The organism is Kluyvera intermedia (genome assembly GCF_021440345.1).
GTDB lineage: Bacteria > Pseudomonadota > Gammaproteobacteria > Enterobacterales > Enterobacteriaceae > Kluyvera > Kluyvera intermedia_A.
This window is the reverse complement of the sequence record NZ_JAKCNS010000044.1, coordinates 1-24,770: the sequence shown is the minus strand read 5'-3', so window position 1 is coordinate 24,770 and position 24,770 is coordinate 1. Positions and strand designations below refer to the sequence as shown.

24 protein-coding genes and 1 pseudogene are annotated in these 24,770 nt (G+C 53.7%); 14 read left to right on the top strand and 11 right to left on the bottom strand.

Going from position 1 to position 24,770, the window contains the following annotated elements; genetic code table 11:
- Window positions 1-24: 24 nt before the first annotated feature.
- From LZ634_RS14065 to LZ634_RS14030, 8 genes are all read left to right on the top strand, one after another.
- Complete coding sequence (locus LZ634_RS14065; protein ID WP_234506266.1) at window positions 25-1,176, top strand: glycoside hydrolase family 88 protein; 1,152 nt, start codon at window positions 25-27, stop codon at window positions 1,174-1,176.
- 56 nt (window positions 1,177-1,232) lie between these two features.
- A complete protein-coding gene (locus LZ634_RS14060; RefSeq protein ID WP_234506262.1) occupies window positions 1,233-1,937 on the top strand; it encodes an oligogalacturonate-specific porin KdgM family protein in 705 nt (234 codons plus the stop codon).
- A gap of 193 nt (window positions 1,938-2,130) precedes the next feature.
- Complete coding sequence (locus tag LZ634_RS14055) at window positions 2,131-2,691, top strand: fasciclin domain-containing protein (protein ID WP_234506454.1); 561 nt, start codon at window positions 2,131-2,133, stop codon at window positions 2,689-2,691.
- Window positions 2,692-2,756: 65 nt separating this feature from the next.
- Window positions 2,757-3,305, top strand: coding sequence for a sigma-70 family RNA polymerase sigma factor (locus LZ634_RS14050; protein WP_234506259.1), 549 nt, complete (start codon window positions 2,757-2,759; stop codon window positions 3,303-3,305).
- The gene (locus tag LZ634_RS14045) at window positions 3,302-3,970 is read left to right on the top strand and encodes an anti-sigma factor domain-containing protein (RefSeq protein WP_234506257.1); all 669 of its coding nucleotides are present in this window, start codon (window positions 3,302-3,304) and stop codon (window positions 3,968-3,970) included. Before LZ634_RS14050 ends, LZ634_RS14045 begins: the two co-directional genes overlap by 4 nt.
- Before the next feature lie 98 nt (window positions 3,971-4,068).
- Window positions 4,069-5,469, top strand: coding sequence for a cytochrome ubiquinol oxidase subunit I (locus LZ634_RS14040; RefSeq protein ID WP_234506255.1), 1,401 nt, complete (start codon window positions 4,069-4,071; stop codon window positions 5,467-5,469).
- Window positions 5,466-6,476 (top strand): cytochrome d ubiquinol oxidase subunit II, encoded by a 1,011-nt coding sequence (gene cydB, locus LZ634_RS14035; RefSeq protein WP_234506252.1) that lies wholly within the window; start codon window positions 5,466-5,468, stop codon window positions 6,474-6,476. The genes LZ634_RS14040 and cydB overlap by 4 nt, the downstream gene beginning before the upstream one ends.
- Complete coding sequence (locus LZ634_RS14030; protein ID WP_234506249.1) at window positions 6,476-6,601, top strand: DUF2474 domain-containing protein; 126 nt, start codon at window positions 6,476-6,478, stop codon at window positions 6,599-6,601. The genes cydB and LZ634_RS14030 overlap by 1 nt, the downstream gene beginning before the upstream one ends.
- Window positions 6,602-6,673: 72 nt before the next feature.
- On the opposite strand, the gene LZ634_RS14025 is transcribed toward LZ634_RS14030, so the two are convergent.
- Both LZ634_RS14025 and LZ634_RS14020 read right to left on the bottom strand, forming a co-directional pair.
- A complete protein-coding gene (locus LZ634_RS14025) occupies window positions 6,674-8,632 on the bottom strand; it encodes a peptidase U32 family protein (RefSeq protein WP_234506246.1) in 1,959 nt (652 codons plus the stop codon).
- Between the two features lie 197 nt (window positions 8,633-8,829).
- Complete coding sequence (locus LZ634_RS14020; protein ID WP_234506243.1) at window positions 8,830-9,405, bottom strand: helix-turn-helix domain-containing protein; 576 nt, start codon at window positions 9,403-9,405, stop codon at window positions 8,830-8,832.
- 94 nt (window positions 9,406-9,499) lie between these two features.
- On the opposite strand from LZ634_RS14020, the gene LZ634_RS14015 reads away from it, so the two are divergent.
- Entirely contained in the window at window positions 9,500-10,708 is a 1,209-nt protein-coding gene (locus LZ634_RS14015; RefSeq protein ID WP_265178958.1) for a benzoate/H(+) symporter BenE family transporter, read from the top strand.
- On the opposite strand, the gene LZ634_RS14010 is transcribed toward LZ634_RS14015, so the two are convergent.
- Entirely contained in the window at window positions 10,685-11,560 is an 876-nt protein-coding gene (locus tag LZ634_RS14010) for a helix-turn-helix transcriptional regulator (protein WP_234506237.1), read from the bottom strand. The genes LZ634_RS14015 and LZ634_RS14010 overlap by 24 nt on opposite strands.
- A 185-nt stretch (window positions 11,561-11,745) precedes the next feature.
- On the opposite strand from LZ634_RS14010, the gene LZ634_RS14005 reads away from it, so the two are divergent.
- Entirely contained in the window at window positions 11,746-12,645 is a 900-nt protein-coding gene (locus LZ634_RS14005) for a DMT family transporter (RefSeq protein WP_234506234.1), read from the top strand.
- 126 nt (window positions 12,646-12,771) lie between these two features.
- Here the strand turns inward: LZ634_RS14005 and LZ634_RS14000 are convergent, their stop codons facing one another.
- The 3 genes from LZ634_RS14000 to tehA form a co-directional block, all read right to left on the bottom strand.
- Window positions 12,772-13,440, bottom strand: coding sequence for a DUF3313 domain-containing protein (locus tag LZ634_RS14000; RefSeq protein WP_234506231.1), 669 nt, complete (start codon window positions 13,438-13,440; stop codon window positions 12,772-12,774).
- Window positions 13,441-13,587: 147 nt separating this feature from the next.
- Window positions 13,588-14,184 carry a tellurite resistance methyltransferase TehB gene (tehB, locus tag LZ634_RS13995; protein WP_234506228.1) on the bottom strand — a complete coding sequence of 199 codons (597 nt, stop codon included), beginning with the start codon at window positions 14,182-14,184 and terminating at the stop codon, window positions 13,588-13,590.
- On the bottom strand, window positions 14,184-15,185 hold the full coding sequence (tehA, locus tag LZ634_RS13990; protein ID WP_234506225.1) for a dicarboxylate transporter/tellurite-resistance protein TehA: 1,002 nt from the start codon (window positions 15,183-15,185) through the stop codon (window positions 14,184-14,186). Before tehA ends, tehB begins: the two co-directional genes overlap by 1 nt.
- A 181-nt stretch (window positions 15,186-15,366) precedes the next feature.
- On the opposite strand from tehA, the gene ydcK reads away from it, so the two are divergent.
- Entirely contained in the window at window positions 15,367-16,347 is a 981-nt protein-coding gene (gene ydcK / locus LZ634_RS13985) for a YdcK family protein (protein ID WP_234506223.1), read from the top strand.
- Here the strand turns inward: ydcK and rimL are convergent.
- From rimL to LZ634_RS13965, 4 genes are all read right to left on the bottom strand, one after another.
- Window positions 16,342-16,893: a 50S ribosomal protein L7/L12-serine acetyltransferase gene (rimL, locus tag LZ634_RS13980; protein ID WP_234506219.1), complete on the bottom strand. Its 552-nt coding sequence runs from the start codon at window positions 16,891-16,893 to the stop codon at window positions 16,342-16,344. The two genes, ydcK and rimL, sit on opposite strands and share 6 nt — an antisense overlap.
- Before the next feature lie 65 nt (window positions 16,894-16,958).
- Window positions 16,959-18,614 carry a glucan biosynthesis protein D gene (locus LZ634_RS13975; RefSeq protein WP_234506216.1) on the bottom strand — a complete coding sequence of 552 codons (1,656 nt, stop codon included), beginning with the start codon at window positions 18,612-18,614 and terminating at the stop codon, window positions 16,959-16,961.
- Between the two features lie 113 nt (window positions 18,615-18,727).
- On the bottom strand, window positions 18,728-20,233 hold the full coding sequence (locus tag LZ634_RS13970) for a carboxylesterase/lipase family protein (protein ID WP_234506211.1): 1,506 nt from the start codon (window positions 20,231-20,233) through the stop codon (window positions 18,728-18,730).
- 42 nt (window positions 20,234-20,275) lie between these two features.
- Window positions 20,276-21,619, bottom strand: coding sequence for a VOC family protein (locus LZ634_RS13965; protein ID WP_234506208.1), 1,344 nt, complete (start codon window positions 21,617-21,619; stop codon window positions 20,276-20,278).
- 227 nt (window positions 21,620-21,846) lie between these two features.
- Between LZ634_RS13965 and pcaH the strand changes: the two genes are divergently transcribed.
- From pcaH to LZ634_RS13950, 3 genes are all read left to right on the top strand, one after another.
- Window positions 21,847-22,587 (top strand): protocatechuate 3,4-dioxygenase subunit beta, encoded by a 741-nt coding sequence (pcaH, locus tag LZ634_RS13960; protein WP_234506205.1) that lies wholly within the window; start codon window positions 21,847-21,849, stop codon window positions 22,585-22,587.
- Entirely contained in the window at window positions 22,584-23,204 is a 621-nt protein-coding gene (gene pcaG / locus LZ634_RS13955; protein ID WP_234506203.1) for a protocatechuate 3,4-dioxygenase subunit alpha, read from the top strand. The genes pcaH and pcaG overlap by 4 nt, the downstream gene beginning before the upstream one ends.
- Before the next feature lie 175 nt (window positions 23,205-23,379).
- Window positions 23,380-24,303 carry a LysR substrate-binding domain-containing protein gene (locus LZ634_RS13950; RefSeq protein WP_234506199.1) on the top strand — a complete coding sequence of 308 codons (924 nt, stop codon included), beginning with the start codon at window positions 23,380-23,382 and terminating at the stop codon, window positions 24,301-24,303.
- Between the two features lie 48 nt (window positions 24,304-24,351).
- On the opposite strand, the pseudogene LZ634_RS13945 reads toward LZ634_RS13950, so the two are convergent.
- Window positions 24,352-24,770, bottom strand: a pseudogene (locus LZ634_RS13945) (hypothetical protein); the annotation flags it as partial.

Here is a 24,770-nt window from a genome sequence, read left to right as displayed (position 1 = left end):
TTGTTATCGCAAAGAGAGTTTTACATGCAGAACATAAATAAACAGTCGGTCAGAAATCACGCTTATCTCGAGTCAATCGTGACCCAACTCACGGATAAACTTGCCTTTCAGTTAGATACGTTTGATGGGTTATTCCCCGCAGCATGCAGTATTAATGGCATTTATCCTCTCACGTCCAACACCGACTGGACGACAGGATTCTGGAGCGGCGCAACGGCGCTGTCTAGCTCACTTAGTCAACAGCCATTGTTTCATAGCCACCTTCAACGACAAGTAGAGAGTTTTACGCAACGTCTGCAGCAGAAACACGATTTGGATACACACGATCTTGGCTTTCTCTTCACGCTCTCCTGCGTAAACACCTGGCGAATGACCGGCAATCAGCAAGCTCGCCAAAGCGCTCTACAAGCAGCCGATACGCTAATGACCCGTTATCACCCAAAAGCCGGGATAATCCAGGCGTGGGGGGATTTACAGGATCCTGAACAGCAAGGCCGGATGATTATCGACTGCATGATGAATTTGCCGCTCCTGTACTGGGCAAGCGAACAAACCGGTAGCGACGACTATGCACATTGCGCGTATAACCACGCGCAGCAGGCTCAACGCTATTTATTCAGAAGCGACCACTCTACGTTCCATACGTTTTATATGGACGTAGTGACCGGGCAACCGCGAGGAGGTAAAACACATCAGGGATTTGCCGATAATTCATGCTGGGCCAGAGGCCAGGCATGGGCCATTTATGGCTGTGCGCTGAGCTATAGCTATACCGGCGATAAACAGTTCCTCAATTCAGCAACGGTAGCGGCACGCTTTTTCTTGACGCATCTACCACCAGACGGCATCTGCTATTGGGATTTAAGTCTGACTGCAGCGGAGACTCAGAAAGATACCTCTGCTGCCATTATTGCCGTCTGCGGCCTTCTTGAACTCGCCAACCATCTCTCGGTCGTTGACCCGGAGCGTCACGATTTTATTCAACAAGCTCTCAGCATGCTGGACACTCTGTTGGAAACTTATTTTGATAGCGAACATAATTATGGCGGTTATTTAACTCACTCAGTTTATAACATGAATAAAAAACGTGGTGTCGGAGAGTACTCTACGTGGGGCGATTATTTTTTATTTGAAGCAATTTCCCGGCTATTTTCACCAGAAGCCAAATACTGGTAAAACGAACTTAACAACCTCTACATCCTGACAGCGGGAGTAATTCCCGCGGAGTAATTATGCGCATAATTAAAGCAATACCTTGTTTAATTTATTTTATACTCTTAAGCATTTCATTTTCATCGATGGCTGGTGGATATATTGAAGTCCGTGAGGCCTATGAGACCGCATCAAAAGATCATCAACTGAAGCTAGGTGGTGGTTATAACTTCGATAATGGTGCGGGTGTATTATATCAGACGGTCTTTAATACAGGAAAAAATCTCGAACAGCTAAAACATACTTTTGATGAACTCGAGGGATGGTACCCACTCTGGCATATCACTGATGATTTAACGTTTTACCCAGGGGGAATTATCAACTCCACCAGTACGGGTTCCACAACCTCACCATATATGCAATTGGGGTATGTTTATAACCCCGATTTAGCGATAGCCTTCAAGTATCGCTTCAACCATATGAACTACCAAACGGCAGATCTGGCAGGCGAAGAAGACTATAACGATAATCATCAGTTAGTCATGGTCGTGAACTATAAACTGACAGATACCGTGAGCTATGAATTTGAACCCGATCTTTATATTAATACCGGCGACTACAAACGCAAAAACGGCAAAGATCATAGCTGGGAATTGAACAATAAATTTACGTGGAAAATGACCAATATCTGGCGACCATTCATGCAGTTATCCTGGCTTGACCGCGATAACGGTAACAATGCCGAACGCTATCGTATTCGGCTGGGTATTCGTTACTACTTCTGAACATGACGCTGGCCTGAATACCGCCTCAGCTCCTATGACCGCGGTATTCAGCCACTGTGTCACATTTAGCAACTGTCCACAGCGCATCACTAATGTAATAAAAAAATTTTTTGCATCCGTTTTCTTTCCTCAATCGTATTACTTGATGAGGGCAACAGAGTCCTTCTACGAAAACGTTAATGAGGAAATGAAAATGAAACAATTTCTGCCATCTCTTCTTTTTTCTGCACTGGTATTCAGCGGCGTAACTCAAGCAGCCATGATGGACAATAGCACCGTGATGGTTGGCGGAGCAGCGATGTATCCGTCAAAAAATATTGTGCAAAACGCGGTGAATTCTAAGGATCACACCACCCTGGTTGCAGCGGTAAAAGCCGCTGGATTGGTACCCACCCTTGAAGGGACTGGGCCATTTACCGTTTTCGCCCCGACCAATACCGCATTCGAAAAATTACCTGCCGGGACCGTGGACTCGCTGCTTAAGCCAGAAAATAAACAGAAACTCACCGCCGTTCTGACTTATCACGTGGTGGCTGGGAAATACGATATGAAAGCCCTTGAGAAAAAACTCAAAGCCGGTGGCGGTAAAGCTGAGCTTAAAACCGTCAACGGGGGATCTCTGTGGGTAATGGCTAATGGCCCGCATAATATTCAGCTAAAAGATGCTCACGGCAATATTGCCAACATCAGCACTTACGATGTTAATCAAAGCAACGGTGTGATTGACGTCATTGATACGGTGCTGATGCCATAAATGAATTGTTGCCTATACTGTGTGCAGCCACTCTCGCTGTGGCTGCACCTTTAATAGGGAAACCAATGACAACCAATGCAGCGCATATCCATGCAGGATTGATGAGCCAGATAGCCTGTGGTGATAAACAGGCCCTGGAACTGCTCTATAAAACGCTCTCACCCCGGTTATTCGGAATGATATTGCGCATTGTCAGACGTCGGGATTGGGCCGAAGAGATCCTTCACGATACCTTCATTCAGATCTGGCAAACGGCACTCTATTACGATGCGCAGCGCAGCGAACCGCAAATCTGGTTAAACCATATTGCCCGTAATCGCGCGATTGATTACCTGCGTAAACATGAGAATCGTTGCTGTTCAGTTGACGATATTAACGAAGCTGAAGAGATGTCGCAGTTACCGCTGACCGCCGATGACGTTCATCAGGAAGCGAAACGGCTTCACCACTGTATGGAACATTTGCCCTCAGAACAGCGGCAAAGTATTGCTCTGGCCTATTACCGCGGATTGTCTCAAACCGAGATTGCGCTCTCATTGAACCAACCTGAAGGTACAGTTAAAAGTTGGATTCGCCGCGCATTGATTCATCTCCGGGAGTGCATTGGCCTATGAAAACGCAAGAAAATGATGCCATCCTGGCCGCAGAATATGTTCTTGGGCTGGTAGATAGCCAAACGCGCCAGCAGCTCGACAAACGGCTCAATGACGACGACGCCTTTGCCCGGCAGGTATTACACTGGCAAAAAGCCTTCAGCGGTATGGATGCCCTCACCCCGGATAGCGTGCCATCGCCCGAAATCTGGCAAAAAATCGCGCGCAAAGTAAAGCTCGATACAACGCCGCCTACCTCGCTTCGGCCCGCAACGTGGCTCGGCTGGTCGCTTGCCGCCGCCCTGGCAGGGATACTGATTTTTACCTCGGTGAGAAAACCAGAAACGGTACCGGTGATGCAGCCCGTCGCCATCCTGAACGGCACCCAATCCGACGCGCAGTTTGTGGTCAGTCTTGACAAATCAACCCGCCTTATTCAGGTCTCAGCGCTGAACGTCGTGCTTCCTGAAGCAAAAAGTCTGCAACTGTGGTTGATTAAAGGCCATGAGCCACCGCAAGCGCTGGGGCTTATCACCCAGCCCGGTCGCAATGAGTTCCAGCTGGAGGCCGGTGCGCTGGATAACCAGACGACCCTGGCGGTCAGCCTTGAGCCGATTGGCGGGTCGAAACTCACCGGGCCGTCCGGTCCTATCGTCTTTATGGGCAAAATTAGCCTGCCGGGTTGAGAGAACTGTTATGTATTAATACCGCCTGACTGTCTCTGCAACCCGCAGCTGGCGAGCTTTAAAATCAAGACCGAGTCATTTATCTCCACGGAGTCTGCATGTTCGGTCTTGATGCGTTTCACCTCGCGCGCATACAGTTTGCGTTTACCGTTTCATTTCACATTATCTTCCCCGCCATCACCATCGGTCTTGCCAGCTATCTGGCGGTGCTGGAAGGTCTATGGCTGAAAACCCGCAATCCAGTCTGGCGGTCGCTGTACCAGTTCTGGTCTAAAATCTTTGCCGTCAACTTCGGCATGGGCGTGGTTTCCGGGCTGGTCATGGCCTACCAGTTTGGCACCAACTGGAGCGGTTTTTCCCAGTTCGCCGGCAGCATTACCGGCCCGCTGTTAACCTATGAAGTGCTCACCGCCTTCTTCCTCGAAGCCGGTTTCCTTGGCGTGATGCTGTTCGGCTGGAACCGCGTTGGGCCTGGGCTGCACTTCTTCGCTACCTGCATGGTGGCGCTGGGGACGATTATCTCCACCTTCTGGATCCTGGCCTCAAACAGCTGGATGCAGACGCCGCAGGGCTATGAGATTGTCAACGGCCAGGTGGTCCCGGTCGATTGGTTCGCGGTGGTGTTTAACCCATCATTCCCTTACCGCCTGTTCCACATGTCCATCGCGGCGTTTCTCAGCAGCGCGCTGTTTGTCGGCGCTTCCGCGGCGTGGCACCTGCTGCGGGGCAACCAAACGCCGGCAATCCGGATTATGTTCTCCATGTCGCTGTGGATGACGCTTATCGTCGCCCCGATTCAGGCGATGGTCGGTGATATACACGGTCTCAACACCCTGAAGCATCAGCCCGCTAAAATTGCGGCGATTGAAGGGCATTGGGAAAATGTACCGGGTGAACCGACGCCGCTGCTGCTGTTCGGCTGGCCGGACATGGAGCAGGAACGGACCCGCTACGGCCTGGAGATCCCGGCGCTGGGCAGCCTGATTCTTACCCACAGTCTGGATAAACAGGTACCGGCGTTGAAAGAGTTCGCCCCGCAAGACCGCCCCAATGCCACCATCGTGTTCTGGTCATTCCGCATCATGGCCGGGTTGGGCATGCTTATGCTGCTGTTGGGTGTCGCGGCCCTATGGTTACGTAAACGGCAGACGCTTTACACCTACCGTCCGTTCCTGTGGTTTGCCCTGCTGATGGGGCCTTCCGGGCTGGTGGCGATTCTCGCCGGCTGGGTCACTACCGAAGTGGGTCGTCAGCCCTGGGTGGTCTATGGTCTGCAGCGGACGGTGGATGCGGTCTCAGCGCACGGCGATCTGCACATGAGTATCAGTCTACTGGCGTTCTTCGTGGTCTATACCTCGGTGTTCGGCGTCGGCTACAGCTATATGGTTCGCTTAATTCGTAAAGGGCCACAGCCTTTCAACGTCGAGCCACACGGCACGCCAGCGCGTCCATTATCCGCCGCCATTACCCCGATTGCTCATCAGGAGGACCGCCCATGAGCCTCGACCTCTCTATTATCTGGTTCGTCATTATCGTATTCGCCACGCTGATGTATATCGTCATGGATGGCTTTGATCTGGGGATTGGCATCCTGTTTCCCTTTACCCGCAGTCCGCAGGATCGCGACCTGATGGTCAACAGCGTGGCGCCGGTGTGGGATGGTAACGAAACCTGGCTGGTGCTCGGCGGCGCAGGGCTATTTGGCGCTTTCCCGCTGGCCTATGCGGTGATTATCGATGCCCTCACCATTCCCTTAACGCTAATGCTGGTGGGATTAATCTTCCGCGGCGTGGCCTTTGAGTTCCGTTTTAACGCGACCCCATCGCACCGCCCATTCTGGGATAAAGCGTTTATGTGCGGCTCCATTCTGGCTACCTTCTGCCAGGGTATCGTAGTCGGCGCGGTGATTAATGGTTTTGAAGTCACCGGACGCATCTACAGCGGTGGGCCGTTTAGCTGGTTAACACCGTTTACGCTGTTTTGCGGTGTGGGTCTGGTTGTCGCCTATGCCTTGCTGGGAGCAACCTGGCTGGTGATGAAAAGCGAATCAACGTTGCAAAACACTATGCGCAGAACGGCTCGCGGGCTGCTGCTGACATTACTGGCGGTCATCGCCGTCATTAGCCTGTGGACCCCGCTGGTACACAGTCAGATTGCCGAACGTTGGTTTAGCTTGCCGAATCTTTATTATTTGCTGCCGGTTCCGCTGTTGGTCATCATCGCCAGCGCCCTGCTGTGGCGTCATCTGGGGCGAGATACCAGCCACGTGCAGCCGTTTATTCTGACGCTGGTGCTGATATTTTTAGGCTTTAGCGGGCTTGGGATCAGCATCTGGCCTGCGATCATCCCGCCATCCATCACGCTCTGGCAGGCGGCGGCTCCCGAGCAAAGCCAGGAATTTATGCTGATTGGCGCGCTGTTTATTATCCCGGTTATCCTGGTGTACACCTTCTGGAGCTACTACGTATTTCGCGGCAAAGTGCCGCAGGATGAGGGGTATCATTGATGAAAAGTCTGTGGTTTTCGCGAATTTTCTGGCTGGTGGCGCTGTGGGGCGGTAGCGTGCTGGCGCTGACGGTGGTGGGCGGACTGTTTCGCGTCCTGATGACGGCCGCCGGATTTAAATCCTGACATCACTCATCACTGTATTGCGACAAAAAGCCCGGCGAAATCGTCATTCGCCGGGCCTTCACCCTGTTCCGATTACCTACGCTTTGGCAGCGTTTTCAGCAGATCGTCAGGGCTGACCGATGCGACCACACTACCCGGCAGCGGCATCTTCAGAATGTGATTCTTCATTTTCCCTATCACGTGCATTTCACATGGTCGGCAGTCGAATTTCAGCGTCAACACTTCATCGCCGTTAATTAACTGCATCGGCGTTGCCTTCCAGCTCTTGATAGAACCTTTGGCCTGCTTCGGACAGAGGTTGAAGGCAAAGCGCAGACAGTGCTTGGTGATCATTACCGGCACCTCGCCTTTTTCTTGATGCGCCTCATATGCCGCATCAATCAACTGCACGCCGTAGCGCTGATAGAATTCACGTGCTTTATGGTTATAAACGTTAGCGAGGAAGCTCAAATGGCTATCCGGATAAACCGGCGGCGGATTGGCAACCGCCTTACGTTGTCCACGTCGATAGCCTTCCAGACGGGCCTTATCGAGCATCTCCACCGTTTCACGGCGCAGCTGATTGAGCATACTGTTCGGCACAAACAGCGCCTCGGGCAGCATCACGTCAACGTCACGCGCGTAATACAGGGTTTGCCCGAGTTTGCTGATCCCATCCTGCAACTGCTGCAACGCTTTTTCGGCATTATTGGCGGCGGCAAATTCACCGTCCAGCGTATGGGTAACGCAAACACCGTCCTCGCTGGTTAGCGTCAGAATTAATTGTTCCTGCCAGCCGGACAGCGCAATATCCACGGCCACCCGACGCTCGCTGGAGGTTTTAAGCAGCGCCTGCTGCCAGTTATGATCAAGGTTACGGTTTAGCACCTGATTCGGTCGGACTTTATACAGATCGGCAGGCATTTCGTTTGGCTTCACGCGATAACGGTTTTCACCGATTTTCTCCACGGTATTGGCACGAAAACCGACCACTTCGCGCTTAATCAGCACATTCAAACCATCGCCGTTTGCCAGCGGCTCCGTCACTTCAACGTCCAGCGTATCTTTGTTGACCTTGAGCACTTCGCCCACCGGCAGGCCGACAAATTTTGGCGAGTCGAACGCACCGATATTCATCTGCCGCTCGTTGACAAAATAATCGGTGCTGCCGCGATGAAAAGTTTTATCCGTGGATGGCACGAAGAAGTGCTCCGTGCGGCCAGCAGAAGATCGCGTGAAGCCGCCGCGTGCCTCAATCAGGGAATCAAGCATCTGGCGGTAGTGCGCCGTAATGTTCTTCACGTAGCTCATGTCTTTGTAGCGCCCTTCAATCTTGAAGGAACGCACGCCCGCGTCGATGAGCGCGCCGAGGTTGGCGGTCTGATCGTTATCTTTCATCGACAGCAGGTGTTTTTCGAACGCCACCACCCGACCCTGATCGTCTTTCAGCGTGTACGGTAAGCGGCAGGCCTGCGAGCAATCACCACGGTTAGCGCTGCGCCCGGTCTGGGCATGGGAAATATTACATTGCCCGGAATAGGCCACGCACAGCGCACCATGGATAAAGAATTCAATCGTGGCATCGGTCGCGTCGTGAATCGCTTTTATCTGTGAGAGGTTCAGCTCGCGCGCCAGCACAATCTGGCTGAAACCAACGTCGGAGAGAAATTTGGCTTTTTCCACACTGCGGATATCGCATTGGGTACTTGCATGCAGCTCAATAGGCGGGATATCAAGCTGTAAAATACCCATATCCTGCACGATCAATGCATCGACGCCGGTCTCATACAGGCGAGTAATCAGCTGCTGTGCGGGTTCCAGCTCGTCATCATGCAAAATCGTATTGAGCGTAATAAAGATTTTCGCGCCATAACGGTGAGCAAACGGCACCAGCTCAGCGATATCCTGCAGGCTGTTGCTGGCATTATGCCGCGCGCCAAAACCCGGACCGCCGATATACACGGCGTCGGCACCATGGAGGATGGCTTCACGGGCAATTGCCGTATCACGGGCGGGGCTAAGGAGTTCAAGATGAGCGTTCTGCTGGTACATACAATCGGGATTATCCAGTAGGTTCACAAAAGATGTGGCTATTGTAGCCAGAAGCCACGACAGACGAAAACATTTCCCCCAGAGCACCTCATGAATAGCTTATTTTCAACAACCTATTGCCGAATTAGGCATTTCCACCGGCGGCAGCGCTACGATAAATTCACTCACGTATTCCGGACTTCCTCGTAACGGCCACGTTATGGTTCATTGTCGTGATTTGCCGCAGGCTTGCCTGCGGCTTTTTCTTTGGGGTAATGGATAATAGAGTGAAAGTGCGCCGTCTGCTCGCCGCTGTTGCGGTAAGCGTGAGCCAGATCGCCTGCAAAGCGTAACCCCGCCCCGGCGCAAAGCGATTGCCATCGCCCATCGACATACATATCCAGCGTCCCGCTAATCACCACCACGTGCTCAATGACCCCTTTTTCATGCGGCGTGGATTCGCTGACCGCGCCAGGAGCGAGGGTAATGGAGAAATGGTCAAAACACAGTTCAGGGTCCCAGGGGAACACCGGGGTAACCACCATCGCCTGCTGCTGCGGGTCAAAGGCCTGTTCACCGCTCGACTCTGGCGGCGTGATAAAGACGGAGAATGGGACGTTCAGTCCGGTGGCAATTTTCCATAAGGTCGCCACGGTCGGGCTGGATTCGTTACGTTCAATTTGCCCGAGCATGGCCTTCGACACACCGGTCTCTTCCGCCAGCTTTGACAAGCTCCAGCCGCGCTGCTGACGCAGAGTTTTCAGCGTCGCAGCAAGGTATTGCGCAATATTCATTCCACCTCCGTTTCATTGCCTGATGCCAGTATACCCCACTCATCCTGCCACATTTTAGCAAATGCGTAATGGCCATTGTACGCTATAACGCACAATGCTACAGTGTTCGGATGTTATAACGCACAAGAGAATTCCTATGCGCTCTGCTCTCGTTCCTTTTCCCACTCTGCTCGCCGGGTTTGTCGCAGTCCTGGTAGGTTATGCCAGCTCTGCGGCGATTATCTGGCAGGCGGCCGCAGCGGCTGGCGCCAGCGCGCTGCAAATTTCCGGCTGGATGACGGCGCTTGGCCTGGCGATGGGTGTCAGTACGCTGGTGCTCACCTTATGGCGTAAAGTCCCTATTTTAACCGCCTGGTCGACGCCCGGCGCGGCGCTGCTGGTGGGGAGTTTGCAAGGAGCCTCGCTCAATGACGCAGTGGGGATTTTTATCTTCGCCAATGCGCTGATCGTCCTGTGCGGCTTAACCGGTTGGTTCGCAAAGCTCATGAAGCTGATTCCCCATTCGCTGGCCGCTGCCATGCTAGCCGGTATTCTGCTGCGTTTCGGCCTTGAGGCGTTTGCCACATTGCAGGGGCATCTGCTGCTTTGCGGCAGTATGCTGGTGGGATGGCTGCTATTTAAAGCATTGGCTCCGCGCTATGCGGTCGTTGCGGCGCTGGCGGTTGGAATGTTCGTCGCAGCAATAAAAGGTGACATTGTCACCGATTCATTGAGCATGGCTTTTGTTGCGCCGCAGTACATTGCCCCTCATTTCTCCCTAACCCAGTTGTTGAGCATCGGCATCCCGTTCTTTCTGGTGACGATGGCCTCGCAAAACGCGCCGGGGCTGGCAACGCTTCAGGCTTCAGGTTATCACGTTCCGGTTTCACCGTTGATTGTCATCAGCGGCGCGTTTGGCCTACTGCTGGCCCCGTTTGGCGTCTATTCGGTATGTATTGCCGCCATTACCGCCGCCATCTGCCAGAGTCCGGACGCCCACCCTGATCCACATAAACGCTGGCTAGCAGCGGCAGCGGCCGGCGTTTTCTATCTGCTGGCGGGGATTTTTGGCGGTTCAATCACTGCGCTCATGTCGGCGCTGCCTGCGGTGTGGATCCAGATGCTGGCCGGGCTGGCGCTGCTCGGCACTCTCGGCGGAAGTCTGTTTCAGTCGCTGAACGTGGCGCATGAACGAGACGCGGCGCTGGTGACGTTTCTGGTCACTGCCAGCGGCATCACGCTTGTCGGCATTGGTTCCGCATTCTGGGGATTGGTGATTGGCGGGATAAGCTTTGCGTTGTTATCCCGCAAGCGTGGCGCGTAGCTGAGAAGGCGTACTGCCGGTGGCCGCTTTGAAACGGTTGCTGAAATGGCTGGCGGAGCTATACCCGCAGTTTAGCGCAATCTCGGTGAGCGGCAGCGTGGTGTAACGCACCTGCTGCTGCGCTTTGTCCATTCGCCGCTGCATCACGTACTGGTGCGGCGCAAGCCCCACCGACTGACGAAACATGCGCGCAAAGTGGTATTCGCTTAAGCTCGCCTGCGCGGCTAAGTCCGCCAGCGTTAATGGCATGGAAAGCTGGCCGTCAATATACTCCAGCGTATTACGCAAAACGCCGGGCGATAAGCCGCCGGTGACGGTCGGAAGCCGCCACTTTACGTTGGCATAGTTCTGCAAAAGATGAGTTAACAGCAGCGTGCTGGCGCTGCTTAACGTCAGCTGATTTGCTGCCTGTTGCCAGTCGTAGCTCAGCAAGAACTGGCGATACAGTAAGGTAATTTTCGCGTCATCGCCGAAAATCTGTTCATCCAGGCTGAGCGAGGCCGGGCTGCGATCCCATACCTGTTCCCCTACTTTGCGCAGATGTTCTTCGGTGCAGTAGAGATGCACAAATGACAGATCGCCGCGAATATCCCACGTTGACTCGCTGTCCTGCGGCATCAGACAAAAACGGTCCGGGCCACCGCCGTTTTTCCAGCCATGAGGCGTTTTCTGATAGCTTTCATAGCCGTCGGCCACATATAGACTGAGAGTATGGTGGTCGCTTTGTACCGTCAGGTTGTCGCATTTATTGTACCAGGCCGCCAGTTGGATCCCGGAATTGAGCGCGACGGTTTCCCTCAGAACCGCGTTCTGACTCTGTAATCTTTCAAACGTCGCGTAGGTGTGGGTCATTCATCTATCAGCCACCAGTATCAATTGTCCCAGTCTAGAGCCTGCGCGGCCCGGATTCCAGCACTCTGCGCATCGTGCCAGATAAAAAACCGCAAGAATATGCAAGTGCTTCGCAATCTTCTGCAAGCGCCCGCAGTCCCGTCACGACAGACTAGACACATTATCGTGACTTGCTGTGAGGACTTATGAACGCGTTGCTTTATGCTCTGGTGGTGGTTATCTGGGGAACCACCTGGATTGCTATCTTTTTGCAACAGGGGCCGGTGCCGGAGGCAGTGTCGATTTTCTGGCGTTTCGCCATCGCCAGCGGCACAATGCTGACCATCCTGTTGTGCCTGCGGCGTCTTCGCCCACTGACGCTGCGCGACCATCTGTTCTGCGTGCTGCAGGGCTGCTGTGTATTCGGTTTTAACTTCCTGTGTTTTTATACCGCCGCCAGATGGATTAACACCGGGCTGGAGTCGGTAATTTTCTCAATGGCGGTGCTGTTTAACGCCATCAACAGTTTCCTGTTCTATCGCCAGACGCCGCCTAAGCGTTTTTATCTCGCCGCCTTTTTAGGCCTGGCGGGCATTATTATCCTGTTCTGGCAAGATTTGCGCGCGGTGGGCATGAGTAGCACGCTACTGGCAGGGATCTTACTGAGCGCATTGGGGACCTACGGATTCTCGTTGGGCAATATGCTCAGTATTCGCCATCAGCGTCGTGGGCTGGAAACACTGACCACTAACACCTGGGCAATGCTCTATGGTACCGCCATTATCGGCGTCATCGCCCTGCTGCGCGGCGATGATTTCAGCGTGCAATGGACGGTGGGCTATCTGGGCGCGCTGTTCTATCTGGCCATCTTCGGGTCAGTCATCGCCTTTGGCGTTTACTTCACCCTGGTCGGGCGGATCGGTGCCAGCAACGCGGCATACAGTACGCTACTATTCCCGCTGGTGGCGCTGACGCTCTCGACGATGTACGAGGGCTATCAGTGGCACGCGAATGCCATTATCGGATTGGTATTGATTTTATTGGGTAATCTGGTGATGTTTGCCAAGCCTCAGATCTGGCGTATTCCCTTCGCCAGCCGCGCCTGAAATTAGCCAGGTGCTAAAGTTTATTTTCAGGGGTGTCGGCAGCAAAATGGAATAAAGCCGTTTAAGCCTGAAAAAAATAAAGGGCGGCAAAATTTGCCACCCTTTATTTATAAAATAATACGTCAGTTATTTTTGGTCGGGGTCGAATTTCACAGCATCAATCGCCATATCATCGATAACTTTTTTCAGCGTATCCAGCGTCAACTGCGTGTTTGAGTTCGCCAGGTTTTTCCCCTCGCCTTTACGGACAACTTTAATAACCGGCTTGTTGGTCGCCGCATCAATCACTTCGCCTTCAAAATAAAGGTTGGTGTCCATGGTACGGTGTCCAGTAGCAGCTTCGGTACCGGCGACTACCATCGCAATTGGGATGACTTCGTAGAACTGCAGACCTTCTTTGCTGGAGTCTACCGCCGTGATTGCGCCACGGAAGATAAGGCTACGCGGGCCCGCTTTTGTCACCAGCGGTTTGCGATCGCCGAGGGATTTCTTCAATTCGGTATTGGTATAGGCAAGAATGTCAGACAGCGCTTTTTGTCCAACCTGGGTCGTAGGTTTAGGGACCGGATAATACGTTACCGGGTTGTAGACGATGCTATCGTAGTTGCTTGATTTGTAATCCGGGGAGATCCAGCGCAGTTCTTTTTTTCCTGACGCCGACGTCACTTCCTTAAGGCCCGAATAGTCTTTTAAAAAACCTGAGTATTGTTCAGGTGTCGTTGTTTTTGAAGCACAGCCAGCCAATGCCATGACGCCCACAAGAGCGGCCACTTTAAAAAAAGATTGAGTACGCATGAGAATAATCCCTGATAAATGCACAAATGCCAGTAAGTTATAGCAAAGGAATCAGGAGTTTGTCGTGGCAAAAATGGAGGTTGCTCGCATTATTAATAAATAATGATTCACCAAATAACGGGCTTGCGCCCGTTATATAAATACCAATTATGATTGCTTGCGTGCCAGCATCGTCGCAAAGCGTAATTTAATGCGATTTCCGTTTTCGTCGGTACGGTGCAACTCGCCAACATCTTCGTTATATTTCAGTAAATCCCAGCCGGCATAGTATTCTTTCAGCTCACCCGCTTTAAACGCGAACGGGAAACCAACGGTGCAGGGAAAATCATCGGTATCCATCGCCGCCACAATCAGGTTGTAACCGCCAGGCTTAGTGCAGCGCTGCATATTGGCAATCAAACCCGGGATCGTTTTGGCTTCAAGGAACATCATCACCACGGTCGAGAGAATGAAATCGTACTCGCCATCAAAGCTCAGCGCATTGAGATCCTCAATCGACGCCTGCAGGTTTTCCAGCCCTTCCGCATCGCGAATCGACAGCAGATTCTGAATGCTCATCGGGTTTTTATCCCATGCGGTGACATCGTAGCCATTTGCCGCAAGGTACAGACTGTTACGGCCATTGCCGCAGCCCAGATCGAGCGTTTTCCCCGGTTTAACGATGGTCGCCGCGTGCACCACATCGGAATGGGTGCGGGTCATACCATATTTTTCGGTGAAGTAGTTTTCATCACGAGTGGTCATTATTCATCCTTCGGTTTCATCAGTGTCGACGGTGCAACACGGGTCAAAAGTTTGCCCTGAAGTAGCAATAACAGCGTTCTTAGCAGCAGCAGGCCAATCACGATATTGGTGAAAATAAATAGCGGTAGCGCAAGGTTATGGAAAAATCCGGAGCCGCTGGCGTGGCCGAGATGCAGACCGGTAGACGCCAGCGCCGAAATGCCGAACGAGAAGCTCCAGAACGACGCGTTAAACGCCTGTCGGAGATACCAGGGCATCAGACGCAGCATAAACAGCAATTGCAACAGACCGTAGCCAAACAGCATTTTGGCAAAGACATCCGCATGGCCGCCGTTGACGCTAAGCCAGGCGTTACAGGCCACTAAGGCCGGGGCTAACTGAATACCCAACGAAGTCCGCAACGGCACCGATAACGTACCGCCGCTGCGTAGACGCTGCACGATAGCCGGTTCCAGCGTCAGCCAGGAGATGACGCCCGCGCCAAGAAACACCAGCCCGGCATCGTTAAAACCGAGCGCGCCGCAGGCCATCGCGCTAATAAAGTTATTCGCCACGGTCGGCAAATAGAGGCCTGGCGTGGTGGCTTCGGCAGGATGTTCACCGCGCCATAAACCGGCGGTTTGCCACGCGGCGTAGCAAAGCTGGAGCACCACGCCTACGCTGAACAGCGCCAGGGCGAGCGTTCGCGACCACGGCGTAACGCCAATCGACACCAGCATGGTGGTTGCGGGAAACAGGCTCACAAAGCTGCTGGCAATCGGATGATTCATCTCCTGCCAGATGCTGTAAGGAAAACGCAGCGCCCGGGTCAGAAAAGACACCGTGAGCAGCGACCACATGACGATCGCCAGAATCACCAGCCCATCGCCAATGGCATGACTCACCGGCAAAATCGTGCTGGCGTAGCGCCAGGCAAAGCCCATGCCGATAGTGCCCAGTACCATGCCAAAATAGCCCGCCGGAAGATTAAGTACCCGGGCTTCATCGTCTTTATTATGCATTTTGTTTATAAATTCAAATATTATTTAAGTTGCATTTTAAATGATTCTTTATGCCGATGCTAGCGAGAAAAAGAGAACGCCCCGCCTTTTATGGCTGTGTGAATCACATGTTATACCGCAGAAACGGCCGCTAAGTTCAGGTTTTGCTACAGTTAAAAAAAGCATAAATTCGGAACCTGTGATGAAAAAATACCGTCTTAGCGAGGAAAGTCGCACCGTACAAACGGGTGGACCCGGTGCTAAAGAAAGCCGGGTGGTTCGCCAGACTATCGCCCTGCGCGATTTTTCCGACGTTACTGCTGGTACGCCCGGCGGCTGGCTGGAAAATGAACGGTCGCTGAGCCACGACGGCGACTGCTGGATTTATGACGAAAATAGTCTGGTCTACGCCGATGCGCGAGTGGAAGGCAATGCCCGCGTGACCCGCCCCTGTGAAATCAGCCATCTGGCGTTAATCAGCGACAACGCCTGGGTCGATGCCTGCCACATCAGCCACCACGCTCGTCTAAGCGGCCATGTCGCGATACAGGATTCGCAGGTGCATGGCGTTTGTCATCTGTTTGGTCACGCGCGGATTAGCGATTACTGCCAAATCGTTGGCGCCAAAGGTTTAACCGCCGAGCAGGACCGAGAGCTTCAAATCTACGATAGCGCCCGCCTTAGCCACTGCCGGGTGGTCCACCAGGCGCAAATCTACGGCAATGCGTGGCTCAATTACGCCTTTGTTGAACACCGAGCGGAGATTTATGACCACGCGCGTCTTGAAGGGAATGAAGAGAATAATATCTGGGTGTGCGACTGCGCGAAGGTTTACGGCAATGCCCACATCATTGCCGGATACGGCGAAGATGAGATCCCCACCCTGCGCTACAGCGCGCAGGTGGCTGAAAACGCGGTGGTTGAAGGCAACTGCGTGTTGAAACATCATGTGCTGGTCGGCGGCAACGCGCGATTACGCGGCGGCCCAATCCTGCTTGACGATCATGTTCTGGTGCAGGGCGACGTGCTGGTGACGGGCGATGTGCTGCTCGAGTATCACATTGATTTGACCGACAGCGTAGTGGTCGAGGCGTTGCCGGGAGAAGCGATTCATCTGCGGGGACGAAAATCGTTCAGCGGCGCGCAGCGTATTATTCGCACGCCGCTGTTTGGCGCGTTATGACCCGGACTTGTCGATAATCCGCGCGTAGATATTCTGGTCATGGAACCTATCGTTGAGGAACTCGGCCTGGCGTAAACACCCTTCCAGCAAAAAGCCGTTTCGCAGGGCGACCTGATTGCTGCGCAGGTTATCCACCCGGCATTTGATCACGAAGCGACGAATATCACCGCTCTCAACGTAGTAGCGTATAAACGCCTGTAGCGCCGCCGAGAGGATCCCCTGGCCCTGCACACGTTCATCCAGCCAGTAGCCGATGTAGCCGGTCTTATTCGACGGTTCTATCTGGTTAAAGGAGAGCACACCGACCATTTTACCCTCGCCAAAAATCAGGAACATCTTAGCAATGCCGCGCTGGTGCAACATCATATTACCCTGCACGTTCTGCCGGGTGTCCTGCTCGCTTTTCACGTACTGCGGCCAGTTCAGCGTCTGCTGCAACCAGTCTCTATTGTCCAGCACCAGTTGGTGCAGCTCGTGAATATGGCTTTCGTTGACGGCCTGGAGGGAAAGCGTATCGCTGACGGGGATAGTTTCTGCGGGAGTCATGGTCAAGAGGTTCCGTTCTGGAGAAAAAACCCGGCGTCGCGCTGCTCGGCCGGGCTATAGAGGCATTACTTCATGATACGGTCGTCAACGTACTGACGTTTGTCTGGTGCCGGCGGGAAGTATTGGTACAACCAGGTTTCGCTGATGGCATCGCCCTGACAGCGCAGGAACAGCCGCATATCCACCGGGTCAGTCGAGTCGGAGGTCGGATACCAGTCGAACAGAATGCGGTAGCCGTCGAACGGTTCGACGTAGAGGATCTCAATCTGTTTCGCTTCGCCGCTGGAGAGCGTAATCACCGGTTCAATACCCTTCGGCGCGGCCGCTTTCAAATCGCCGCCGACGAAATCGATGGCGAAACGACGAGACCATTTCTCTGGGTAATGTTCGCCAGGAGCCCAACCTTCTGGGAAGCTGCCCATGCCGGTACGCGTGGCCAGCACGCGCGCCAGCGGAGAACGAATCGGCGGCATCGCACTCCAGTACAGACGGTAGCTGAAGTCCATGGTATCGCCGGCTTTCATCGGTTTTTCCGGCTGCCAGAAGCAAACAATGTTATCCAGCGTCTCACCGGTAGTTGGGATCTCCATCAGGCTTACGGCCCCTTTACCCCAGTGATTGCGAGGTTCAACCCACAGGCTTGGGCGTTTGTTGTACCAGCCCATCACATCCTGATAGTGGGTAAAATCGCGATCAAGCTGCAGCAGACCAAAGCCTTTCGGGTTCTTATCCTGATAGGCGTTGAATTGCAGCTTCTGCGGGTTATTCAGCGGACGGCAAATCCACTCGCCGTTGCCCAGCCACATCGCCAGACGATCGGAGTCGTGAATCTGTGGATGAATCGTGTCGCAGACCCGACGTTCGTTGTTGCCGCAGCTAAACATACTGGTCATCGGCGCGATACCTAACTGTTTGATATCTTTACGCGCATAGATATGGTTTTCCACATCCATGATCACCTGCGCTTGTTCGCAGTGCACCACGAACTTATAGGCACCGGTGACGCTGGCGCTATCGAGCAGCGCATAAACGGTAAAGGTGGTCGCCCCCGGTTTCGCCGTCTCAAACCAGAACGAGGTGAAGTCCGGGAACTCTTCCAGGCTGTCGGTATAAGTATCAATCGCTAAGCCACGCGCCGACAAACCGTACTGATAGGTGCTGTCCACCGCGCGGAAATAGCTGGCGCCGAGGAATGAAACGATGTCACGTCGCGCCAGTTCCGGCGCTTTAAATACACGGAACCCTGCAAAGCCGAGATCGGTCTGCCCTTCGAGTTGTTTAGTGTCGACGCCCGCGTCGTTGTACTGGAACAGCTCCGGGCGGAAATGAATTTCACGCGCCTGCTGGCTGGCTGGGTCGAGCGAGAACATGCGTACGCGACGACGGAAACCCATCCCCACGTGGAAGAACTGCACGTCGAGCTGGCGCTCTTTAACGTTGTTCCACAGGGATTGCGACGCATCGTACTGAATACTGTTGTAGGCCTGCGGCGTCAGCTTTGCCAGCGTATCCGGCAGCGCGCGCGGGGCTCCGCTCCACGGCTGGCGCGACAAATCGTGCGCCATAGATTGCAGGACGTTGAAATCAAAACGACGCGTCTGGCCGTCGGCGATATCGGACTCCTGGGCCATCGCGGCCTGGGAGAAAAGCGATGCAAAACCGGAGGTACCACACACGGCGGCAACAGCCATTGAAGATTTGAGAAAGTGTCTGCGATTCATGCCTGGCAAAGCGTCCTTTTAAAGTCGGAATGCTGCAAAATAAAAACGGCCTCAGAACCGCCCACTCTAGACAAAATTGACTGATAATCCAATTGGTCAGCGAACAAAATCTGCTAGTCCAGATTCACATGATGTTTCATTACGCGTTTGAAGAGCGCCATCCGGGCACGCATAAAACGGTTTTCGACGCGAAAACCTGCGCGCTTGTTGAGACCCATGCGCAATAAACGGTCGCAACCACGTACCGCCGCAGGCCAACGCACCGGCCCCGCCAGCACGGTATGACTGGTGCTGGCGTCGCGGGCGAAGTTGACCCAGTAGTCGGCGACGCCGGATGCAAACGCCAGGTCATCAGCGGTGACATAATCACGTGACGGCGTTATCTGCCCGAGCGTATCGAAGATATAAGGCACTTCGTTACCGTGCCACGCGCCGTGGAGATAGGTCTGGTGCTCGGCTTCGGCTACATAATCAAACCAGTAGCGCCAGCAGGGTTGATTAACCCGCTGCTGCGCCTGCATCACCACATAGCCCAGGGTGGTAAACGCCATATCCCGGCAAACCTGTCGACCCAGCGCTTCATCGCCCTTCACGCCCGGATACAGCAGCTTAATCAGCCCTAACCCCAAACGTCTTTCCCGGCGCAGTTTCTGAATCTGCCCGGCAAGGTCGACGCCAAATACCGGCATCACGCTGGCTTCATCACTGTTGGAACCCACCAGCACCGGCATGGCGTGTTGTTTTCCGGCATAGAAAACGTCGAGCATTGGCTGCGGCAAAACCGCATCGCCGACGATAGGCACCGGCCCGATATTATGGACATCGTCCAGTGACCAGAAGGCATCGGCGGGCAGTTCGCGTAGCTTGTCCGCAGTGGCATTAGGGAGATTGAGATGTTCAGCCAGCCGCTCACCACGAACCAGCGCCGTCTCACGCGGCAGATCGGGTAATGTGTAGCTGCTTTGGATAATCGCTTTGTGAAACAGCCCGTGCGCTTTCGGCGAGGTCATCAACGACATTACGCTGCGCGCACCGGCAGACTCACCAAATAAAGTGACATTGTCACGATCGCCGCCAAAGGACGCGATATTCTCTTGCACCCAGCGCAGCGCAGCGATTTGATCCATTAAACCAAAGTTATACAGCCGTTCACCGTCTTCACCTTCCAGCGCGGGATGGGCAAAAAAGCCCAGATGTCCAAGGCGATAGTTGATCGTCACCACCACTGCGCCGCGTTTTGCCAGCGCTTTGCCATCGTACGGAGGCAAACCACCCGCGCCGATGGAATAACCGCCGCCGTGCAGCCAGACCATCACCGGCAGGCTGGCCGAGCGTTCGGCGGGCGACCAGACGTTGAGATAGAGGCAATCTTCGGAAAAATGGCCCGGATCTCCGCCCCCCAACGCCACGCAATATTCGCTGTTTTGCCAGCTTGATGCGGGGAAATGAGCGGCCTGACGCACACCGCCCCACGGTGTTACCGGCTGCGGTGCGCGCCAGCGTAGAGCACCGACTGGCGCTGCGGCGTAAGGAATTCCGCGCCACAGATGGATATCCCCGTCCACCACTCCCGACAACGTTCCCTGCTGAGTTTCCACGCGGGTTGAAGCATTCTGCATGAATCTGTCCTTTTTACTTTCAATCCCTGCAGAGTACCCGTTTTAAAGTAGACCGCAACGGCGTTTACTGCGCAATTCGGCCTCTTCATAGAGGCTAAATTCATTGAGTACCGCCCGTCCCAGCGCCCGTTCAAAGGCCTCGCGGCTGGCATTGCCATGGCTACGGGTATGGGTCTCATCCCCCAGGTTTGACTGAAATATCCCCGCCGCGCTGACCGGTAGGAAATCTTCGTAGGTAATAGGCTGTGCCACAATCCAGCCGCGTTCGATAAGTGGCTGCGGGTCGTCGCCGGGACGAATGGCCTGTCGGTGCGCGTCACCGGTTGGCGTGAGGCGATAGCGGAACCAGGCCAGCCCCTGCTGACGCAGTAAAAACTCGCTGTCCGGGAAGGCTTTAAACACCGCCTGCAGGTGTTCCTGATGCGTCAGATTGTCTTTACCAACCCCCGCTTCGGCCAACAGTTTGTCGTATAACGCCCGGCCTTTGGGCGTGAGCGCCACGCCGCGCTGTTCTATTTCACCAAAGCGCGCAGTGTGGGTGCCGCTGAGTTCCCCGGCAAACTGCACCGGTTCCTCCAGCGCTTTAAAGCTGGTCTGGCGTAGCAGCAGCGGCACCGCACGACGCGGCGGGCCTTCAATTACCGCTTTCGGTTCAATACCGTATTCCGCCATCAGCGACTGTACCCGGTCGATATCCAGCGTGCGCGGCGTCAGGTGATTGATGTGGCAGCCAGGGAAGCACACCACATCGGCAATCAGTCGATGCTGTTGGTTAAGCGCTTGATAGGTCTCTTTATCTACCGTCGCGTGGCGATGCCAGCGGAAGGTCTCTAACGCCTCGTGGACAAATTCATGCGCCTGGACGGCAGTTAGGCCCCCCTGTTCGTCGTGAATATCCATCAGCGCACGGCAACGAGGCGTGAAAATATCGCGCTGGGCCAGGATCTGCGCGGCTTTTTGCCGCAGCGTCGGAGAGTCAATCAACTCCAGACGCAGTAAGGAGGTAAAAATGCGGAATGGGTTGCGCTGTAGCGCCGCATCCTCCACCGGGCGAAACGCGGTGGAGTGAACCGGAACCCCGGCGACCGAAAGATCGTAATAGCCGACCGGCTGCATCCCCATGATGGCAAAAATGCGGCATAGCGTCGCCAGTTCTTCCGCGGTACCCACGCGGATCGCCCCGTGTCGTTCAACGTTCAGCCGTGCCAACTCATCGGCATTGGCCAATTGCTCATGTAAGCGCGTGTTATTTTCCAGCACGGCCAGATTTACGTCAGCTACTAATGCCAGCAAAGTGCCATATTGCGGGACTTCTTGCTGGTACATCGCCGACATCGCTTGTGAAAACTCTTCCCGAATATCATCTGCCGAAAGGGTGTGCGCCATGTTGTCATGTCTCCTGTGACCATATTTGCAGTGTAGGAAAACCAAGGACGCTATGCGGTAAGAATTTACAAAGTGTGATCCCGGCTACTGACTTGATTTAGTAAGTGAATTTCCACCATTGCATAACCATAGGTTATTCAAAATACACCTTAAATTCACTTTAAATTAACAATACATTTACACACACTGTCTGTGGCAATAATAAAATACCCTACACGGAGCCACCTATGAGCACGAAATGGTCACCGCAAGAAGTGATTCACCGGGATTACAACAATCACCCGCCGGCTTATGCACCGGGCTATAAAACCAGCGTTCTGCGTTCACCGCGCAACGCGCTTATCTCGCTGCAAAACTCGTTGTCCGAAATTACCGGTCCGGTCTTTTCCCAGCAAGATCTTGGCCCGCTGGATAATGACCTGATCCTTAACTACGCCAAAGAAGGTCTGCCGATTGGCGAGCGCATTATCGTTCACGGCTACGTGCGCGACGGGTTTGGTCGTCCACTGAAAAACACGCTGGTTGAAGTCTGGCAGGCTAATGCCGGTGGCCGCTATCGCCATAAGAAAGATCAGTATCTGGCCCCTATCGACCCCAACTTTGGCGGCTGTGGCCGGGTGATGACCGACGAAAATGGCTACTACTTTTTCCGCACCATTAAGCCTGGCCCGTATCCGTGGCGTAACCAGGCCAGCGACTGGCGTCCATCGCACATTCACTTCTCGATTTTCGGCGAAGCTTTTGCCCAACGTCTGATTACCCAGATGTACTTTGAGGGCGACCCGCTTATCAAACAGTGTCCTATCGTGAAGGCCATTAATAACGATGATGCAATTCGCACACTGATTGCCGAGCTGGATACCCATGCGGCGATACCGCTGGATTGCCTGGCATACCGCTTTGATTTAGTCCTGCGCGGCCACCGCGCCACGTTATTTGAAAACCGCACTCAGGGGGCAGCACGATGAAAGACTATTTGCCGGAAACCGCGTCTCAAACCGCCGGTCCCTACGTGCACATTGGCCTTGCGCCAGATGCGGCTGGTTTTCATATTTTCGAGAAGAATTTTGGCCCAACGCTGACTAACAGCCACACCCCAGGCGAACGGATTGCCATCGAGGGGCGCGTGTTTGATGGTTCAGGCACGCCGGTGCGCGATGTGTTGATTGAGATTTGGCAGGCCAACGCCAACGGGCGCTACAACCACATCGCCGACCAGCAGCAGGAAAAAGCGCTGGATGAGGATTTTCGCGGTTGGGGCCGTGCCTGCTCTAACTTTGACAGCAGCGTCTGGCGTTTTGACACCATCAAACCCGGCCCGGTAGCGGGTCGCGATGGGCGCATGATGGCTCCGCACGTTAACCTGTGGATCGTGGCACGAGGGATTAACATCGGCCTGAATACGCGGATGTACTTCTCCGACGAGACGCAAGCCAACGCCAAAGATCCGGTGCTGAATATCATCGAATGGGAAGTTCGCCGCCAGACGCTGATTGGCCGCAAAGAAATCCGTGGAAGCGAAACGGTGTATTGCTTTGATATCTATCTTCAGGGCGAGAAAGAAACCGTCTTTTTCGACGTGTAACGTTTTTTCTCCAGTGTCGCTACGCGCAAACCTGCGTAGCGATACTTTCCCTATTCTTATGCAACAAAACGCTTGTCTGTTAAACCGCACAAATGTTAATAATATTTTGCTAGCAAGTTATCAAATTTAAACAACATCACTTGTCACTGATACCGCTTCGTTTTTAACATCGCTTATGGAAAAAAATGCTCTCTTTAGTCAGCGCATTCGTCTGCGCCATCTGCACACATTCGTAGCCGTCGCCCAGCAAGGAACTTTGGGGCGAGCGGCTGAAACTCTCAATTTAAGCCAGCCCGCGCTCTCTAAAACGCTCAATGAGCTGGAGCAACTCACCGGCACTCGGCTGTTCGAACGCGGCCGCATGGGCGCACAACTCACCCTCACCGGCGAACAGTTTTTAACCCATGCGGTGAAGGTTCTTGACGCACTGAACACAGCAGGCCAGGCGCTCAATCGTAAAGAAGGTGTTAACAATGATGTGGTGCGCATCGGCGCGCTACCAACTGCCGCCCTCGGTGTTTTACCTTCCGTGATAGGACCGTTTCATCAGCAGCAAAAAGAGGTGACGCTACAGGTCGCCACCATGAACAATACGATGCTGCTGGCGGCGTTAAAATCCGGTGATATTGATTTGGGTATTGGCCGGATGTCCGATCCGGAGTTAATGACCGGGCTTAACTATGAGCTGCTGTTCCTGGAATCGCTGAAGCTGGTGGTTCGCCCCGATCATCCCCTGTTGCAGGACAATATTACCCTAAGCCGGGTGCTCGAATGGCCGGTCGTGGTGTCGCCCAAAGGCACGGTTCCGCGACAGAACGCAGAAACGTTGCTGCAAAACCAGGGGTGTAAAATGCCCGCGGGTTGTATTGAAACCCTCTCCGCATCGCTCTCCCGCCAGTTGACGGTGGACTATAACTACATCTGGTTCGTCCCTTCCGGGGCGGTGAAAGATGATTTACGTCGCGGTATTCTTACCGCACTGCCGATTGGCACTCAGGGCCAGGGCGAGCCGATTGGCATTCTGACCCGTGTCGACACACCGCTTTCGGCTGGCGCACAGATTTTACTCAGTGCGGTACGTAAATCGATGCCTTCATGACCGCTACGCCCGCGCTAACGCGGGCTTCAGTTTTCATCTAACGGTGAGTTATTTTTCGACGCTATCCCACGCGACTTTGGGGAATGCATTGACGGCGCTCGCTTGGGAAAGATTTATCACGCGAATATTATTTTCTTCGCAATATAATTGAGCGGTGATGAAAGCATTAATGATTGGATTAAAGTCTCTTTCAAGCCGGGTCGATAACATGTTTTCTCTTTGTTCATAAAACCGCGGCGTCGCAAAGTTATTCATATCCAGGCCCGCGAGATAGATCTCTTTATATCCGAGCGCGCAGGCAATTTGTAAAGCGGGATACGTTACCGTGCCATAATCAAATAGCACCTGGTTGATATCATCGGAAAAACCCATGCCATTACGCCAATAAAAAGGGGCTTCATCCGCTGTTACCGGGTAGGTGGCACCGAGAAATTGATGTACGGAAGAAGGTGATGCTGCCAACTTAC

Coding starts and splice junctions, on each gene's coding strand:
- LZ634_RS14040 (WP_234506255.1), top strand. CDS start 4,069: ATGTTCGGTCTTGATGCGTTTCACCTCGCGCGCATACAGTTTGCGTTT.
- rimL (WP_234506219.1), bottom strand. CDS start 16,893: ATGACTCCCGCAGAAACTATCCCCGTCAGCGATACGCTTTCCCTCCAG.
- cydB (WP_234506252.1), top strand. CDS start 5,466: ATGAGCCTCGACCTCTCTATTATCTGGTTCGTCATTATCGTATTCGCC.
- LZ634_RS14000 (WP_234506231.1), bottom strand. CDS start 13,440: ATGCGTACTCAATCTTTTTTTAAAGTGGCCGCTCTTGTGGGCGTCATG.
- LZ634_RS14030 (WP_234506249.1), top strand. CDS start 6,476: ATGAAAAGTCTGTGGTTTTCGCGAATTTTCTGGCTGGTGGCGCTGTGG.
- tehB (WP_234506228.1), bottom strand. CDS start 14,184: ATGACCACTCGTGATGAAAACTACTTCACCGAAAAATATGGTATGACC.
- LZ634_RS14025 (WP_234506246.1), bottom strand. CDS start 8,632: ATGTACCAGCAGAACGCTCATCTTGAACTCCTTAGCCCCGCCCGTGAT.
- LZ634_RS14050 (WP_234506259.1), top strand. CDS start 2,757: ATGACAACCAATGCAGCGCATATCCATGCAGGATTGATGAGCCAGATA.
- ydcK (WP_234506223.1), top strand. CDS start 15,367: ATGAAAAAATACCGTCTTAGCGAGGAAAGTCGCACCGTACAAACGGGT.
- LZ634_RS14010 (WP_234506237.1), bottom strand. CDS start 11,560: ATGACCCACACCTACGCGACGTTTGAAAGATTACAGAGTCAGAACGCG.
- LZ634_RS14020 (WP_234506243.1), bottom strand. CDS start 9,405: ATGAATATTGCGCAATACCTTGCTGCGACGCTGAAAACTCTGCGTCAG.
- LZ634_RS14055 (WP_234506454.1), top strand. CDS start 2,131: ATGAAACAATTTCTGCCATCTCTTCTTTTTTCTGCACTGGTATTCAGC.
- pcaG (WP_234506203.1), top strand. CDS start 22,584: ATGAAAGACTATTTGCCGGAAACCGCGTCTCAAACCGCCGGTCCCTAC.
- LZ634_RS14060 (WP_234506262.1), top strand. CDS start 1,233: ATGCGCATAATTAAAGCAATACCTTGTTTAATTTATTTTATACTCTTA.
- LZ634_RS14065 (WP_234506266.1), top strand. CDS start 25: ATGCAGAACATAAATAAACAGTCGGTCAGAAATCACGCTTATCTCGAG.
- LZ634_RS14005 (WP_234506234.1), top strand. CDS start 11,746: ATGAACGCGTTGCTTTATGCTCTGGTGGTGGTTATCTGGGGAACCACC.
- tehA (WP_234506225.1), bottom strand. CDS start 15,185: ATGCATAATAAAGACGATGAAGCCCGGGTACTTAATCTTCCGGCGGGC.
- pcaH (WP_234506205.1), top strand. CDS start 21,847: ATGAGCACGAAATGGTCACCGCAAGAAGTGATTCACCGGGATTACAAC.
- LZ634_RS13965 (WP_234506208.1), bottom strand. CDS start 21,619: ATGGCGCACACCCTTTCGGCAGATGATATTCGGGAAGAGTTTTCACAA.
- LZ634_RS13950 (WP_234506199.1), top strand. CDS start 23,380: ATGGAAAAAAATGCTCTCTTTAGTCAGCGCATTCGTCTGCGCCATCTG.
- LZ634_RS14015 (WP_265178958.1), top strand. CDS start 9,500: ATGCTACAGTGTTCGGATGTTATAACGCACAAGAGAATTCCTATGCGC.
- LZ634_RS14045 (WP_234506257.1), top strand. CDS start 3,302: ATGAAAACGCAAGAAAATGATGCCATCCTGGCCGCAGAATATGTTCTT.
- LZ634_RS13975 (WP_234506216.1), bottom strand. CDS start 18,614: ATGAATCGCAGACACTTTCTCAAATCTTCAATGGCTGTTGCCGCCGTG.
- LZ634_RS13970 (WP_234506211.1), bottom strand. CDS start 20,233: ATGCAGAATGCTTCAACCCGCGTGGAAACTCAGCAGGGAACGTTGTCG.